This window comes from Oscillospiraceae bacterium (genome assembly GCA_025757985.1).
GTDB lineage: Bacteria > Bacillota > Clostridia > Oscillospirales > Ruminococcaceae > Gemmiger.
This window is the reverse complement of sequence record CP107210.1, coordinates 2610095-2624526: the sequence shown is the minus strand read 5'-3', so window position 1 is coordinate 2624526 and position 14432 is coordinate 2610095. Positions and strand designations below refer to the sequence as shown.

The window sequence follows — 14432 nt, the reverse complement described above, 5'->3', positions numbered from 1 at the left end:
AGTTTTTTGAAAAAAAGGGTTGACTTTCTCCCCGGATGACGCTATAATAAAACACGTTCTCGAGCGGAACGCACAAGAGAATATGCGCCGGTAGCTCAGCTGGATAGAGTGTCTGACTACGAATCAGAAGGTCGGGAGTTCGAGTCTCTTCCGGCGCACCAAGCACCGCACCGGGGCAGAGATGCCTCGGTGCATTTTTGTTTGTATCGCTTTTTTCAAAGCGCACAAACAGCGGCAACCCATACAGTCACCGCTGTTAATCCGATTTGAAAATCAGAAAAAAGCGTGTTTCCATAGTGTTCCTGCCAGCGGGTGTTCTCCCGCTTTCCCCCGACCCAGCATCCCGGCTGGGAGGTTTCTGCCTATGGGGGTTGTACTTGATGGCGGGGTCTGTTGCATCCCAGCGGCTTCTGAGGCCGACCACAGTACAAAAGAAGTAAATACTTCTCACAGGAACAACATATTCGATTTTCAAGGTACAACGATAAAAACCCCCAACCATTTCACAACGGTGGGGGTCTGTTGTACCTTGACAAAGGCCAAACTGTATTGTAAACTGTTTAGGCGATAAACCAAACGGAAATTGGTTTATAACCATACAGATATGCAACACAGATTGTATTGCTTAGTACCACGTTACCCCACAACGCTGCGTCATTTTTAGCCTTGTGGTTACTGGTTGCCAGATTTTGAAGGTGGCTTCCAGGGTGGAGTTCTTATCGGGACTATTATAAGCAGATTCGAAAAGGAAGTCAAGCGACGAAAGCCGCTTGGCTTTCTTTTTTTCTGCATAATAGAATTTAGAAAAGATCGCTGTGTGAGCCGGTTCTGGTGAGGTACAGAATCAATTCCTCATCGGCTACTTCGTAGATCAGCAACCAATCCGGGGTGATGTGACATTCGCGGCATCCCGCATAGTCCCCGGAAAGTTGGTGATCCCGGTTCTTCTCTGGCAGCGGTTTCTGGTTGGCCAGCAGCTCGATCACCTTTTCCAGCAGGCGCATATCATAGCCGCGCTTTACAATTCTTTTGTAGTCTTTCTTGAAGGCGGCCTGATACTTAATCGTCAGCATTCAAATCCTCCATGAGTTCTTCTACGGAAGAAAAAGCCTTACTCATTCCAATACCTTTTCTGGCGTCTTCAATTGCCTTTTTCGTTTCGGCGTTCGGAACTTCGGCTCCAATCTCAAAGGGGATTCGATATTCCCGGACCGCCTTTTTCGCAAAAACGGTAAATGCCGTTGTCATCGTCATGCCAACATCATTGCAAAAAGCCTCGAACTGCTGCTTCAAGTCGGAATCCATGCGGATATTGATGTTGATGTTCGCCATACAGTGCAATCTCCTTTCCTTGATTCTGTAACTATTATAGCAGACATTGCGCGCGATGTCAATATATTTATTTACAATGCTTGCATGTTTTTTTCCCGCTTCCTGCTCGCTCCACTATATTTTCGGGCGTGATTGTTCGACACACAGCTCTGCAAATCTTGATGAAAAAAATAACGGCAAGGCGACTAAAACGCTTTGTGCCTAATAGGCACAAAGCGCCTTACAGCGCCAGCCCGGGCTGTATCATTGGCCGTCGTCTTTTTCCTTTTCTGCTAGGAATGCGGCGCGAACCTCTTGCAGTTTTTTGACCCCCAGCGCCCAATAGGGGCGAATTTCTTTGCCGGTCATACCGGCTTCGCGGCACAGGCGCATTTCACGCAAGACACGGGGACCGCACTTGTGCAGCTTGATGAGCTTTAGGCCGTAGGTGTCCGGCATAATGCCGTTGGCAATACCGATCAGCAGTTCCCGCAACTGGTTTTTGTCGATGCCGTGAACAGGGTCCTCGTAGTACATGGGCGGCAACAAGCCCTGCTCTCTGGCCCAATCCCGCAGCTGATGGACGCGGCGCTTCTTGATGATGTGCAGCGGCAAGGTCGGGTCATCGTAGCTGCTTTCATCAAAGCCCATGCGCATCCCCAGGCGCAGTTCGGTGAGCTTGGGCAGGCCCTCGTCGGTGTTGTACCCCTTGGCCAGATACGGCTCAATGTCCAGATCGTCCTCAATCCAGGCCGCTTTTTCTGCCTCCCAGGCCAGGTCTATCGGCCTGCCGCCCAGCATGGCCCGCTTTTCGGCTTTGGCCTTTTTTGCCAGGTAGATGATACCGCCCTGATGTGCGGCGCGGCGGGCTTTTTTGTTTGCAGTCTGCGCAATCTGCCGCCCGGAGTAGCCGATCATCTTCAACCCTTCCGGCGGCGTTGCGGTCTCGGCAACGCGCACCACCACCCGCAGCATCTTTTTGCGACACCCCGGGACGGGGACCCGCACCCAGCTGCCAGGCTTCAGCCCGGCGCTGCCTTTGTAGTCCTCCGGCACGCCGAACCCGTATTCTTTGCCATCCGGCTTGAATTTGATGAACACCATCTTCATGCAAAAGTCACTCCCTGTTCCGTGCTGAGTAGTTTGATTTCCAGATAGTCGTTCTCGCCGGTGGAATCCTGCTCCTGGGGAGCCAAAGACAAGTATTTCCAGTAGCCTTCCAGATGGGTTTTCATGGGGGCATACCCGGCTTTTTCGACAATCCATGTGTCACGCTGGATGCGCACCATCTGAGCAGGGGACATCAGAGGACGGCCCATCAGCTGATGGCTGCTGGTGGTCTTGCCGTCAGATCGAGAGGAGGAGCCGGTCAAAATGGTTTCGTCGCCCAGCATTTTGGATATGCTGGTAGCGGTGTCCTGGGCCGACGGCGATACAAACGTGTTGAGCAAAATCTGGCAGTTGTCTTTGATGATACTGCGGAAAGGACAGGTATCCGCCCATTGTCGAATATACCTTATTTCAAAAAGCGCAAGTCCTGTGCCAGCGAAAAGCCCCCACTTACACAGAAGCCTTAAAGGATATTCGCGGTGACATTATCTGCCCCGACTGCAACAGCAGACTGGAATGGCAGACGAAAGGCCATCGATGGCGCTGCCGCCACTGCGCAGCATTCTCCGTCCAAATTGCGCCGGATATTCTCCTGCAAAGCATCGCTACCACAATGAAACGCTTACAGGATAATCCTGACAGCATCAATGACCAGCCGCTGTCACACAACACAGTATCCATTGAAGCCGAAAAGCAGCAAGCAGAAATCGATGAAATGTTATCCGCCGGGGAATTTGATGCAGCATCACTTATCCAAAGCGTCCTTTCTCGCGCAGATACGCAATATCTCTGCTGCACAGCCGGAAAAGCTGACCCCATGACGCTGCGCATTAAAGAAGCCCTCGCTGCTGCACCGCCCTGCGATACGTTTGACACGAAGCTGTACCATGCCATTGCAGACAAAATAGTTTTGCACAGAACCACTCCCATTCAGTTGAAACTTATAAACGGAATGGTCGTATAAGGAGAATCCCATGAACCGCGAGAGAAGAATCATCGTCATTCAGCCCAACAGGAAAGCTTCCAAAAGCACGGCATCCCGCACCAAGCTTCGCGTTGCTGCATACTGCCGCGTCAGCACTGAGGAAGAAGAACAGCAGGGCAGCTTTGAAATTCAAAAGGAATTCTACACTGCCAAAATCAATTCCACCCCCGAATGGAAGCTTGCCGGGATTTACGCCGACGATGGTATCTCAGGTGTCCACACCAAAAAGCGTGACGGATTCAACCAGATGATTCAAGACTGTAAGAAGCACAAAATCGACCTGATTCTTACAAAGTCAATTTCCCGCTTTGCCCGCAACACCGTAGACAGCATCCAATATGTGCGGATACTGAAGCAGTTCGGTGTCACCGTCATATTTGAAAAAGAGAACATCAACACCAGCACCATGAATTCCGAAATGCTCCTTACTGTGCTGAGTGCCTTTGCACAAGCTGAGAGCGAATCCATCTCGCAGAATATTTCCAGAGGCAAGCGCATGGGATTTAGTCACGGAAGATTCTCCTTCCCCTATGCGCAGATGCTCGGCTACCGCAAAGGTGCAGACGGCCAGCCAGAGATCATCCCCGAACAGGCTGAACTGATTCGGATGATTTACACCAGCTACTTGCACGGCGACAGCTTGCAAACCATAAAGAGCAAAGTTGAAGCAGGCGGTTACAAAACTGTGCGTGGCAACACCACATGGTCAACGCAGGCGCTCCTACGCATCTTGCAGAATGAGAAATACTGCGGTGATGTCCTGCTGCAAAAGACCTTTACTGACAATGTGCTGACTGGAGGCCCGAAGAAAAATACCGGCCAGCTACCACAATACTACATTGAGAACAATCACGAGGGCATCGTCACCAAGCAGATGTACCGCGAGGTGCAAGCTGAAATCGCCCGCCGCAACAGCAAGTCCTGCGCGAACCGACGCAAACAAAAGCGCGGGAGGTACAACAGCAAGTACGCCCTTTCCGAACGGCTGTATTGCGGGGAATGCGGCAGCCCTTATAAGCGTGTGACTTGGAATATTCACGGCAGAAAGGAAATCGTCTGGCGCTGCGTCAACCGTGTCACCTACGGAACAAAATTCTGCCACAATTCACCCTCGGTGCAGGAAGAAGCCCTGCATCAGACCCTGCTGAGAGCCATCCAAAATCTGGCCGACAATTACACCGAAGAAGTCGCTATGCAAATCAACGGCATTCTGCATGATTTGCAAGGCGGCACAACAGAACTGGAAAAATTACAGCAAAAACTTGCGGACTCACAGCAAGAGTTTGACCGCCTGCTGGACTTGTCCCTTGAATGCGATGCGTCCTTTCTTGACGAGAAATTAAAACACGCAAGTGAGGAAATAGACACCATGCAAAAACAAATTGACCAACTTACTGCCAGCCAGCAGAAAGCCGCAAATCCGAATCTCCAACTGACCGACTCCGACTTCCGTATTACTGAATACTCCGATATCCTTGTCGCAAGAATCATCGAACGAATAGACGTTGTATCCGCCAACGAAATCAAAATTGAATTCATCGGCGGATACACAGTGACAGCCCCCTTGCAATCCTGACCGATATCCTGTATACTATTATTTATAAACTGAATGGTTAGGCATTGCCTTTCGGCCTCATTTTTATCGTTACGATATCCTTTTTGGCTGGGTATCTTTTTTGTAACATAGAGACAAGTTAAAGGCCACATTCAAAGCAATTTGGATGTGGCTTTAACTTTTTATTTTATATTGTAAGCGCCTCATGTTATAGTAGACGTGGGGCGCTTTTTATGTCTGTACAGACTCACACAATATATCCGACTATTATTAAAAAGGGAACACCTCTTGAATTGCAAAAGCTGCGCATTGCAGCATATAGGAAGATATTCGAATCCAAGTTGTCAATGTGGTGATTTTTAGAGTGGCAACTCCAATAAATTAAATATCGGCAACTTTCTTGTATCACACAAAATTGGCAAAGCCAGTGGTCGATTGTGCGTTTATTTGCAAAAATTTCATGAAATTGATTGCTAGATCTGTTGCTATTTTCGTTCGTCTTGTGTATACTATAGATAGGAAAGCAGACGACATTCTGCTGGTGGGCTAGCACCTAAAATCCGATCTGATGCAGGGCGTAAGAACCTGTGGTTGGCGGGCAACGATAAAACCCGAAAGCGATGCAGGGCGTAAGGACCTGTCGGTTGGCGGACAACGATAAAACTAGCCACAAGGGACATCGGACAGCACTGCGGTGTTGTAGGTGTCCCTTTCTTTTTGCAAAATATAGAATGCAACAGGAAGTTTATCATGACGAAAAAAGAAGCCTTGCAAATCGTTTTCTCCTGCGCAGCTTCCTATAAGGAAAACCTAGCGGGAAGAAGCCTTTTATTTGTTACGACTGACAAGCATAAGACCGTTCGGTGTCTGGAAGTTACATTTGACGGCAGCAATTTTCTGCACATGACAGGCTTTAAGCTGAACAAGAAGGAAATCAGTGCAAACAACTTTTTTAGTATGTGCTGCGACAAGCGCTTGTCTGAGTCTGATTTTGAGTTTGCAGCAGACGGCACAACCGAAATGAAAATGCGCGTTCTTCCCGGATTGGTGCAGAAGCATCTTTCCGCTAAGATGGTCGGGAATTACAATTTATCCCAGCCGAAATTGTACACTGACAAACTTGCCGGATCAGTTGGTGCTTGCATGGGCTTTGTCCGCAATGGCGGTAAGGGGCGTTTTGTTCCCAACACTGTGCTGGAAGGCGATATCCGAAGCATGGTTAAAGGCAGCGCAGATAGAATCGTCATTACATATCGGAAGCAGCGCGGAGACGCGCTCTATACAGAAATCGTATACGCAGCTAAGAAAATTGATTGGGTGGCTCTTACCCTACCAGAAGAATATCAATATCTTCCCTTGCCATAGGCTGTCTTTAGAGGCAGTATTCTAATACAGAATTTTCAGTCATAAAATCAATGTTTTATAAAACTGCGGCCTTGTCTAAGCCTTTTTATAGGATATCTTTTTTGTAACATAGAGACAAGGTCACTTACGAAAGTAAGTGACCTTTTTTGTTTTGTTCGGACTGTCCGACATTCCGCATTACACACAACACCCCCGCTTGCCTTCCATTTATATAAGGAAGGCGGGCGGGGGTGCTGTGTACGGTGCTTACTTTTCAAACTCCTTTGCCACATCCTGCAGCAGCTTGCGGATGGGCAGGTGCTGGGGGCAGATCTGCTCGCATCTGCCGCAGCGGATGCAGTCCGATGCGCGGGTGCCGGGGCGGGTGTGGACATCCTCGTAATAATAATCGGCGTTCCAGTCGTGGTGGATGTTCTTGGTGTTCATGATGGCGAACAGGTCGGGGATGGCGATCTGCTGCGGGCAGCCGTCTACACAGTAGCGGCAGGCTGTGCAGGGGATCAGGTTCTGCTTGCGGAAGATCTCCACCACCTTGGACACGGCCGCGCGCTCGGTTTCGTTCAGCGGCTGAAAGTCCCGCATAAAGCTGAGATTGTCCCGCATCTGCTGCATATTGCTCATGCCGGACAGCACCATCATGATGCCGGGGAAGCCCGCCGCAAACCGGATGGCATAGCTGGCCGGGCTGCCGCCGTGCAGCGATTCCAGCACAGCGGCGGCGTCCTTGGGCAGGTTGACCAGATTGCCGCCCTTGACCGGCTCCATGACAAGCACGGGCTTATTGTGCCGGCGGCAGACCTCATAGCATTTGCGGCTCTGCACGGCGATGTCATCGTAATCCAGATAGTTGAACTGAATCTGCACGACCTCGATCTGCGGATACTCGGTCAGGATCCGGTCCAGCACCTCGGCGCGGTCGTGGAAGGAGAGGCCGACATGGCGGATCTTGCCCTCGGCCTTGAGGTCGAACGCCGTCTCATACGCGCGGCACGCCTTGAATTGCTGAAAATTCTCGGCATTTTGGGAGTGCATGAGGTAAAAGTCAAAATAATCCACACCGCAGGCCGCAAGCTGGCGCGCAAAGAACGGGCGGATGTCGGCCTCGGTTTCAAAAAAGCCTCCGGACAGCTTATCGGTCAGGACATAGCTTTCGCGCGGGTAACGACTGGTCAGGCAGGTCCTGAGCGCCGTTTCGCTTCTGCCGCCGATGTAGCCGTGCGCGGTGTCGAAATAGTTGAAGCCCTGCGCCAAAAATTCATCGACCATCTGCTTTGTCTGGGCAAGATCGACCTCCTCGCCCTGCATGGGCAGCCGCATACAGCCGAAGCCGAAATTCCTTTTGATTTTTTCCATTGGCAAACGCTCCTTTCGCTTATCCTTATTGTAGCAAACCCGCGCCCCGGGCGCAATACGGCGGCGGTAAAGTCCCGCCCGTATTCTGTACACCGGGGAAATGCTTTCCTTAACACAGACGCCCCGCACCGGTGGGTGCGGGGCGCTTTGGCGTATTTTGCTGTGTTACAGCACCTTGCTCAGGAAGTCCACTGTGCGGGGCTGCTTCGGGTGGTTGATGACCTCATCGGGGGTGCCTTCCTCCACGATGTAGCCGCCCTCCATGAAGATGACGCGGCTTGCGACCTCGCGGGCAAAGCCGATCTCATGGGTGACCACGACCATCGTCATGCCCTCGGCGGCAAGGCGCTTCATGACCTGCAGCACCTCGCCGACCATCTCGGGGTCCAGCGCCGAGGTCGGCTCGTCAAACAGCATGATGTCCGGGTCCATGGCCAGCGCGCGCGCAATGGCCACACGCTGCTTCTGCCCGCCGGACAGCTGCGCCGGGTAGGCATCGGCCTTATCGGACAGGCCCACGCGGTCCAGCAGCTGCAGTGCCTTCTCCTTAGCCTCGGGGCGGGTGGCCTTTTTCAGCTCAACCGGTGCCAGCGTCATGTTGCCCATGACATTGAGGTTGTTGAACAGGTTGAAGTGCTGAAACACCATGCCGACATTCTCGCGCATCTTGTTCAGGTCGGTCTTTTTATCGGTCAGGTCGTGGCCGTCCACGATGACCGTGCCGCCGGTGATCTCCTCCAGCCGGTTAAGGCAGCGCAGGAAGGTGGACTTGCCGCTGCCCGAGGGGCCCAGCACGACAACGACCTCGCCCTCATAAATATCAGTCGATACATCGCGCAGAACCTCCAGATTGCCGAAGTTCTTCTTCAGATGCTCAACATGAATTTTTACATTGTTCTTATTGACGGCCACGGTTGAGCCTCCTTTCCATCCGCTTGGCAAAGCGGGACAGCAGCGTGATGACGATCAGGTACATAACGCCGACGATGAACCACACCTCAAGCGAGCGCATTATGTTGGCGTTCACATTCTTGGCGGTGTTGACCAGCTCGGGGAAGCCGATGACCGACAGGATCGAGGTATCCTTGAGGGTGATGATGAACTGGTTGATGATCGAGGGGATCATTGTGCGGATGGCCTGCGGCAGCACGACCTTGTACATCGCCTTCCAGTACGGCAGGCCGAGGCTTCGGGCGGCCTCCATCTGGCCCTTGTCCACGCTCTCGATACCGGCGCGGATAATCTCGGCCATATAGGCGCCGCAGTTCAGCGACAGGCAGATGATGCCGGCCTGCAGCGCCGTAAAGGTGAACTTGCTGCCGGTCATGGCTGCCCAGTTCAGGTTGTCGTTCATCAGCATCGGCACGCCGAAATAGACGAAGAACGCCAGAACGATCATCGGCACGCCGCGGATAATATCGACAAAGATCGTGGCGATGATGTTGCAGACGCGGCTTTTCAAAACGCTGAGGATGCCCACAAACAGGCCGATCAGACAGGCGAAGAAAAGGCTCCACAGGGCCAGCAGCAGCGTTTGGCCCATGGCGGCCAGCAGCAGCGGGCCATAGTTGGCAAGAATCTTAAAAATCAAGGCGCAGAACTCCTTTCGGGGGTTGGATTTGCAAGAGCCGCTCTCCGCGCAGGGGCCAAGAGGGATCCCGGGGTCGCAAAAGCGGGGCCGCCCGCAAAAACAGGCGTCCCCGCGTATTTTTTCATGGTTTAGCCGAGGTACTTTGCCAGAATCTCGTCATACTTGCCGTTGGCCTTGATGTCGGCCAGGCCCTTGTTGAACATGTCCAGCAGCTCCTGGCTGTCCTCGCTGAAGATGGCAAAGCCGTAGGGCGCGGGGGCGCTGGCGGTATCCTCCAGCACCTTCAGGGCCAGATCGCCGTCCTTGATGGAGGCCTTCATGATGGGGGTATCCTCAAAGCAGCCAACGCACTGACCGCCCAGAACGGCCTGATACATCGTGGGGGAATCCTCAAAGTAGGTAATGGTGAAGCCGTACTCGTCCTTGAGGCTCTCGGCGTAGGACGCGCCCTGCGTGCCGGTCTTGACGGCAACATTCTTGCCGGACAGGTCGGCAAAGCCGGCAATGTCGGAGTCCTCGGGCACGGTCAGCGTCTGGTTGGAATCATAATAGCCGTCGGAGAACATCCAGCCGCTCGCCTTGCGCTCATCGGTGATGGAGGCACCGGCGATCATGGCGTCCGCCTGACCGGACTGGCAGGCCGCGATGGCGGCGTCCCAGCCAAGGCTCTTCAGCTCATACTCAAAGCCCTGATCCTCGGCGATGGCGGCGAGGATATCCACATCAATGCCGACAAAGTTGCCGGAGGCATCGGTGTACTCAAAGGGCTTAAAGACCGTGTCAGTAGCCACGACCCACTTTTTGCCGGTGGCCTCGGCGGTTGCCGCAGAGGAGGTGTCCGCAGCGCCGGAGGCCGCGGAGGAGGCGGAGCCGCCGCAGGCGGCGAGAGAGAGGGCCATGACGGAGGCCATACCGAGTGCAAACAGTTTTTTCATGAGACACTTTCCTTTCCACTCCACAGATTTTCCCGCCGCCGCGCGGCGGAAAGCAAACATCGGGCAGAATAACAAAAAAGGACAATAGCGCCGTGGTTCCTGTGCTATCGTCCCGGATCACCCTGCCTGATCCTGCTTTTTATTATAGCACACCGGCTGAAAAAGTCAATACAAAATTCGGGGCATAGCTTTATTAAATAAAGTCTGTCACGGATTTTTGCGGTGTTTTTGTAACTTTGTCCGTGCATAGCGCACACAAGGCCGTTTATGACAGTCTCGCCGCAGGGGGTCAGGCGCGCTTTTTCTCGGGCAGCTGGCTGGCCACGATCGCGCCGAACATCAGCGCACAGCCGCAAAGCTCGGTCGCAGAGAGCGTCTCACCGAGGATAAGCCAGCCCGCGAGGGCGCTGAATACGCTTTCCAGGCACATGGCAAGGCTGGCGATCGTCGGGTCAAGGTCCCGCTGGGCAACGATCTGCAGCGTGAAGGCCACGCCGCTGGACATAATGCCGCAGTAGGCGATGGAGACCGCCGCACTCCGGAACTGGTCGATTGTCGGCGCTTCAAAGACAAACATAAAGATCGTGGACAGCACTGCGACCATCAAAAATTGGGCGAAGCTGAGCTGGATGCCGTCCAGCTTGGGGCTGAAGTGGTTTACCACGAGGATCTGCAGTGTGAACAGCAGCGCGCAGAGCAGCAGCTGCCACTCGCCGCCGGTCAGGCTGAGCGTATCGCGCCCCGCAAGGCAGAGCAGGTACAGCCCCACAACGCTGACCGCCACGCAGCACCACAGCTTGATGCCGGGGCGGCTGCCCAGAAAGACCCCCGCGACCGGCACCAGCACCACATACAGCGCCGTCATAAAACCGGCCTTGGCGGTGCTTGTCGTGCCGATGCCCATCTGCTGGGCCGCCGATGCCGCAAACAGCGCCGTGCCGCAGCAGATACCGCCCAGCACCAGCGTTTTGCCGTGGATCCAGAAGGGCAGGCCGCTGCCGCGCTTTTTCTGCCCGGCGCGGCGCACAAACAGCATCCCCAGCAGAAAGACGCAGGCCAGCCAGCTGCGGCTGGCCAAAAAGGTGTATGCGCCCATGTAGCCGCTGCCGACGCTTTGCGCCACAAAGGCCGTGCCCCAGATGAAGGCGGCGCAGATCAGCAGCAGTGTGTTGCGCAGCTGTTTTTTATCCATAGTGTAAAATCCTCTCTCGTTGTACAACCTGCCGGGCAGGGCTGTCCCCTGTCCGTCCTCTTTGTGTATACTTTCCCTGTGCTTCAAAAAATACCGCCCGGCCATCTGCGGCGCGGGCGGTATGTGTTATCAGCTGTTTGTGCTTTCCTCGCCGTAGGTGTTCAGCTCTTCGCTGCCCAGCCCCTCGACCTTGAGGCCGCCGGTGACATAGTACTTGTTGCCGTTATCGTAGCTGATCGTGATCTTGTACTGCTTGCCTGGGGTCAGGCCGGTGACATTGTACTGGTAGGCGCTGCCGTCCGCACAGTAGTAGATCGTTGAGCCCTGCACATAGCTGGTGCTGGTCTTGTCGTCGCTCAGCTCCCAGAACGCGATCTTAAAGTACATATATTTCTCGCTGCTGGCCTCGGTCGTGGCGTAGCCGGTCACTGTCATGCTGTCGCCGCCCGCCACAAAATACTCGGTGGAGCGGTTGGCAATGCTGTTGAAGGAGACATACAGCGTGTTGTCCTGCGGGTAGGTCACAACGCGGGCCGCGCTGGTGTCCATCCCCTCGGGAAATTCCACGCTGCCGCCGGCAGCCGCCTTGGTGGTGGTGTCGGTGTCGTCATCCTCGGACTCCTCGACCAGACCCATCGCCTTGACCAGCTTGACAACGGTGTCCTGCGCCCACGCCTTGGGGGAGCAGGCAGTCAGGGTGAAGGCCAGCAGCACCGCCATTGCCAGCGCCGTAAGCTTGCGGGTAAGTTTCATATCGTGAACCTCCATTGGGTGCTTTGCAGAAAATCTCCGCAGCAATCCCGCAGGCAGCGGCAGGGCGCACGCCAAGGCTGCGCCGCACCCGCACCCGGAATTATGCGGTAATGGCTTTATTATACCGCAATTCCGGCCCATGTACAAGCGTTCCCGCCGTTTTTACACATTTGTTTTGCCGGTTTTCGGGGTGTACTCCTTCACCCAGTCGATGAGGAGGGACGACACCGTGACCGTGACGAGCGAAAACGCGATGCGCCGCACCGGAATGTAGGACAGCGATGCAAGCAGCACCGTCAGATCGGTAAAAAGGTACGCGCGGGATAGCTTCCACCCGGTCAGCTTGTGGATGACGAGCGCCAGCGCATCATCACCGCCGCTGGAGCCGCCCTGCCGCACGATCAGCCCGACGCCGATGCCGACAAATGCGCCGCCCAGCAGCGCCGCCGCCAGCGGGTAGGGCGTCAGGTCGGGCAGCATCGGGGGCAGACACTCCCAGAGGCGGTAAAACCCGGCCAGACTGACGCTGGCAATGCCCGCCGATAGCAGAAAGTCCCACCCCAGAAACTTGAACGCCAGCGCGTAGCTGGCTGCATCCAGCAGGGGCGAGGCGACCGAGGCCGGCACCCCCAGCCAATGGTTGATGAGCAGCACCAGCCCGATGATGCCGCCCTCAGTGATGGCGGTGCGCTGGTGAATGTTGTGGATGCCGAAGGACAGGATCGCCGTGCCCAGCATGATAATGGCGATGCGCCCCGGTGTGAACCGCCCCAGCACCCGCTTTATTTTTTGTTGCAGCGTTTCTTTTGCCATTTTCTCCCCCTTGGCAGTAATACAACCAGTATACCATGGCTGTCAAGGGGGGCGACCTCAGCTGCGGGTGTTTTCCAGCACCCGGCGCAGGGTGGCAAGAGCCGCCGCGACATCGTCGGCGGTCAGGATCAGCGGCGGCAGCAGCCGCAGGCGGGTCTTGGCGGTCAGCACCAGCAGGCCCTCACGCTCACAGGCGGCGCGGACCTCGGCGGCCTTGATGCCGTCCGCAAGCTCAATGCCAACCATCAGGCCGAGGCCGCTGACCTGCTGCACATGCGGCAGCGCGGCCAGCCCGGCGCGCAGCTGGGCGGCGCGCTCCCTGACCTGCGCGAGAAACGCCTCGTCCATCGTGTCCAGCACGGCCAGCGCACCGGCACAGCATACCGGGTTGCCGCCGAAGGTCGAGCCGTGGGAGCCGGGGCCCATATGGACCGCCACCTTTTGGCTCATCACGACCGCACCGATCGGCAGACCGCCGCCCAGCCCCTTGGCCAGCGTGACGATGTCGGGCTTCAGGCCGAAATGCTCACACGCCAGAAACCGCCCGGTGCGCCCAACGCCGGTCTGTACCTCGTCCACAATGAGGAGAATGTCCTTTTCCCTGCAGAACGCCGCGACCCTGGCAACATAGTCCGCATCGAGCGCGACAACGCCGCCCTCGCCCTGCACCAGTTCCAGCATGACGGCGCAGGTGTCGGCATCCGTGGCCTTTTCCAGCGCGGCAAAGTCGCCTGCGGGTACATAGTCAAAATTTGCAGGGAACGGCCCGAAGTCGTGGTGGAACACATCCTGCCCGGTGGCGGTCAGGGTAGCCAGCGTGCGGCCGTGGAACGAGTTGACGAGGGTGATGACCTTATTGCGGGCGGGGCCGTAGGTGTCCACGCTGTATTTGCGGGCGCACTTGATGGCACCCTCGTTGGCCTCGGCACCCGAATTGCCGAAGAAAACGGCATCCAGCCCGGTGCGGGCGCAGAGCGCCTGCGCAAGCGCACCGCACGGCTCGGTATAATACAGGTTGGAGGTGTGCTGCAGGGCAGCCGCCTGCCCGGCCACGGCGCGCACCCATGCGGGGTGGCAGTACCCCAGCGAATTGACGCCGATGCCGGAGGTAAAGTCGAGGTACTGCCTGCCCTCGGCATCCCGCGCGACCATGCCCTCGCCCGCCACCAGCGCAACCGGGCTGCGGGCGTAGGTGTGCAGGATGTAGTCGTTATCACGGGAAATAACTTTTTCGGTATTCAATTGGGTGACCCCCTTTTTATCATACGCAAAAGCCTTCCTCTTCGAGGGAAGGCGGCCCGAAGGGCCGGATGAGGGGCGGGTGTACCGGAGCTGCCCGCTTTGGAGCCTTCCCCCTTGGGGGGAAGGTGGCCGCAGGCCGGATGAGGGGCAAGTGTCTTGCGGCTGCCCGTTTGCGGGACCGCGCCAAACACTTCGCCCTCATCAGTCAGCGGGCGGGGCCGCTGACA

At 55.6% G+C, this 14432-nt stretch carries 15 protein-coding genes and 1 tRNA gene; 4 read left to right on the top strand and 12 right to left on the bottom strand.

Going from position 1 to position 14432, the window contains the following annotated elements; translation table 11 throughout:
• Positions 1-84: 84 nt before the first annotated feature.
• A tRNA-Arg gene (locus OGM67_12445) sits at positions 85-161 on the top strand.
• A 639-nt stretch (positions 162-800) separates the two neighbouring features.
• On the opposite strand, the gene OGM67_12440 is transcribed toward OGM67_12445, so the two are convergent.
• From OGM67_12440 to OGM67_12425, 4 genes are all read right to left on the bottom strand, one after another.
• Complete coding sequence (locus OGM67_12440) at positions 801-1073, bottom strand: type II toxin-antitoxin system YafQ family toxin (protein ID UYJ34369.1); 273 nt, start codon at positions 1071-1073, stop codon at positions 801-803.
• Positions 1060-1332: a type II toxin-antitoxin system RelB/DinJ family antitoxin gene (locus OGM67_12435; GenBank protein ID UYJ34368.1), complete on the bottom strand. Its 273-nt coding sequence runs from the start codon at positions 1330-1332 to the stop codon at positions 1060-1062. The genes OGM67_12440 and OGM67_12435 overlap by 14 nt, the downstream gene beginning before the upstream one ends.
• 243 nt (positions 1333-1575) lie before the next feature.
• Positions 1576-2421 carry a hypothetical protein gene (locus tag OGM67_12430; protein UYJ34367.1) on the bottom strand — a complete coding sequence of 282 codons (846 nt, stop codon included), beginning with the start codon at positions 2419-2421 and terminating at the stop codon, positions 1576-1578.
• Entirely contained in the window at positions 2418-2762 is a 345-nt protein-coding gene (locus OGM67_12425) for a type IV secretory system conjugative DNA transfer family protein (GenBank protein UYJ34366.1), read from the bottom strand. The genes OGM67_12430 and OGM67_12425 overlap by 4 nt, the downstream gene beginning before the upstream one ends.
• A gap of 272 nt (positions 2763-3034) precedes the next feature.
• Here OGM67_12425 and OGM67_12420 point away from each other — a divergent pair, with 272 nt between their 5' ends.
• The 3 genes from OGM67_12420 to OGM67_12410 all read left to right on the top strand — a co-directional run bounded on the left by OGM67_12420 (position 3035) and on the right by OGM67_12410 (position 6326).
• Entirely contained in the window at positions 3035-3385 is a 351-nt protein-coding gene (locus OGM67_12420; protein UYJ34365.1) for a hypothetical protein, read from the top strand.
• Between the two features lie 10 nt (positions 3386-3395).
• On the top strand, positions 3396-4982 hold the full coding sequence (locus OGM67_12415) for a recombinase family protein (protein ID UYJ34364.1): 1587 nt from the start codon (positions 3396-3398) through the stop codon (positions 4980-4982).
• A gap of 729 nt (positions 4983-5711) precedes the next feature.
• Positions 5712-6326 (top strand): PBECR4 domain-containing protein, encoded by a 615-nt coding sequence (locus OGM67_12410; GenBank protein UYJ34363.1) that lies wholly within the window; start codon positions 5712-5714, stop codon positions 6324-6326.
• A 246-nt stretch (positions 6327-6572) separates the two neighbouring features.
• Here OGM67_12410 and OGM67_12405 read toward each other — a convergent pair whose 3' ends face one another.
• From OGM67_12405 to OGM67_12370, 8 genes are all read right to left on the bottom strand, one after another.
• Positions 6573-7679: an aldo/keto reductase gene (locus OGM67_12405; GenBank protein ID UYJ34362.1), complete on the bottom strand. Its 1107-nt coding sequence runs from the start codon at positions 7677-7679 to the stop codon at positions 6573-6575.
• A 165-nt stretch (positions 7680-7844) separates the two neighbouring features.
• Positions 7845-8564, bottom strand: coding sequence for an amino acid ABC transporter ATP-binding protein (locus OGM67_12400; protein ID UYJ36235.1), 720 nt, complete (start codon positions 8562-8564; stop codon positions 7845-7847).
• 13 nt (positions 8565-8577) lie between these two features.
• Positions 8578-9267, bottom strand: coding sequence for an amino acid ABC transporter permease (locus OGM67_12395; protein ID UYJ36234.1), 690 nt, complete (start codon positions 9265-9267; stop codon positions 8578-8580).
• Between the two features lie 131 nt (positions 9268-9398).
• Positions 9399-10205 carry a transporter substrate-binding domain-containing protein gene (locus tag OGM67_12390; GenBank protein ID UYJ34361.1) on the bottom strand — a complete coding sequence of 269 codons (807 nt, stop codon included), beginning with the start codon at positions 10203-10205 and terminating at the stop codon, positions 9399-9401.
• A gap of 289 nt (positions 10206-10494) precedes the next feature.
• Complete coding sequence (locus OGM67_12385) at positions 10495-11397, bottom strand: DMT family transporter (protein ID UYJ34360.1); 903 nt, start codon at positions 11395-11397, stop codon at positions 10495-10497.
• Positions 11398-11526: 129 nt separating this feature from the next.
• The gene (locus OGM67_12380) at positions 11527-12150 is read right to left on the bottom strand and encodes a hypothetical protein (GenBank protein ID UYJ34359.1); all 624 of its coding nucleotides are present in this window, start codon (positions 12148-12150) and stop codon (positions 11527-11529) included.
• Between the two features lie 162 nt (positions 12151-12312).
• Entirely contained in the window at positions 12313-12888 is a 576-nt protein-coding gene (locus OGM67_12375) for a YitT family protein (GenBank protein UYJ36233.1), read from the bottom strand.
• Positions 12889-13020: 132 nt separating this feature from the next.
• Positions 13021-14205, bottom strand: coding sequence for an aspartate aminotransferase family protein (locus OGM67_12370; GenBank protein ID UYJ34358.1), 1185 nt, complete (start codon positions 14203-14205; stop codon positions 13021-13023).
• Positions 14206-14432 lie beyond the last annotated feature (227 nt).

Coding starts and splice junctions, on each gene's coding strand:
- OGM67_12440 (UYJ34369.1), bottom strand. CDS start 1,073: ATGCTGACGATTAAGTATCAGGCCGCCTTCAAGAAAGACTACAAAAGA.
- OGM67_12435 (UYJ34368.1), bottom strand. CDS start 1,332: ATGGCGAACATCAACATCAATATCCGCATGGATTCCGACTTGAAGCAG.
- OGM67_12430 (UYJ34367.1), bottom strand. CDS start 2,421: ATGAAGATGGTGTTCATCAAATTCAAGCCGGATGGCAAAGAATACGGG.
- OGM67_12420 (UYJ34365.1), top strand. CDS start 3,035: ATGAAACGCTTACAGGATAATCCTGACAGCATCAATGACCAGCCGCTG.
- OGM67_12415 (UYJ34364.1), top strand. CDS start 3,396: ATGAACCGCGAGAGAAGAATCATCGTCATTCAGCCCAACAGGAAAGCT.
- OGM67_12410 (UYJ34363.1), top strand. CDS start 5,712: ATGACGAAAAAAGAAGCCTTGCAAATCGTTTTCTCCTGCGCAGCTTCC.
- OGM67_12405 (UYJ34362.1), bottom strand. CDS start 7,679: ATGGAAAAAATCAAAAGGAATTTCGGCTTCGGCTGTATGCGGCTGCCC.
- OGM67_12390 (UYJ34361.1), bottom strand. CDS start 10,205: ATGAAAAAACTGTTTGCACTCGGTATGGCCTCCGTCATGGCCCTCTCT.
- OGM67_12385 (UYJ34360.1), bottom strand. CDS start 11,397: ATGGATAAAAAACAGCTGCGCAACACACTGCTGCTGATCTGCGCCGCC.
- OGM67_12380 (UYJ34359.1), bottom strand. CDS start 12,150: ATGAAACTTACCCGCAAGCTTACGGCGCTGGCAATGGCGGTGCTGCTG.
- OGM67_12375 (UYJ36233.1), bottom strand. CDS start 12,888: ATGCTGGGCACGGCGATCCTGTCCTTCGGCATCCACAACATTCACCAG.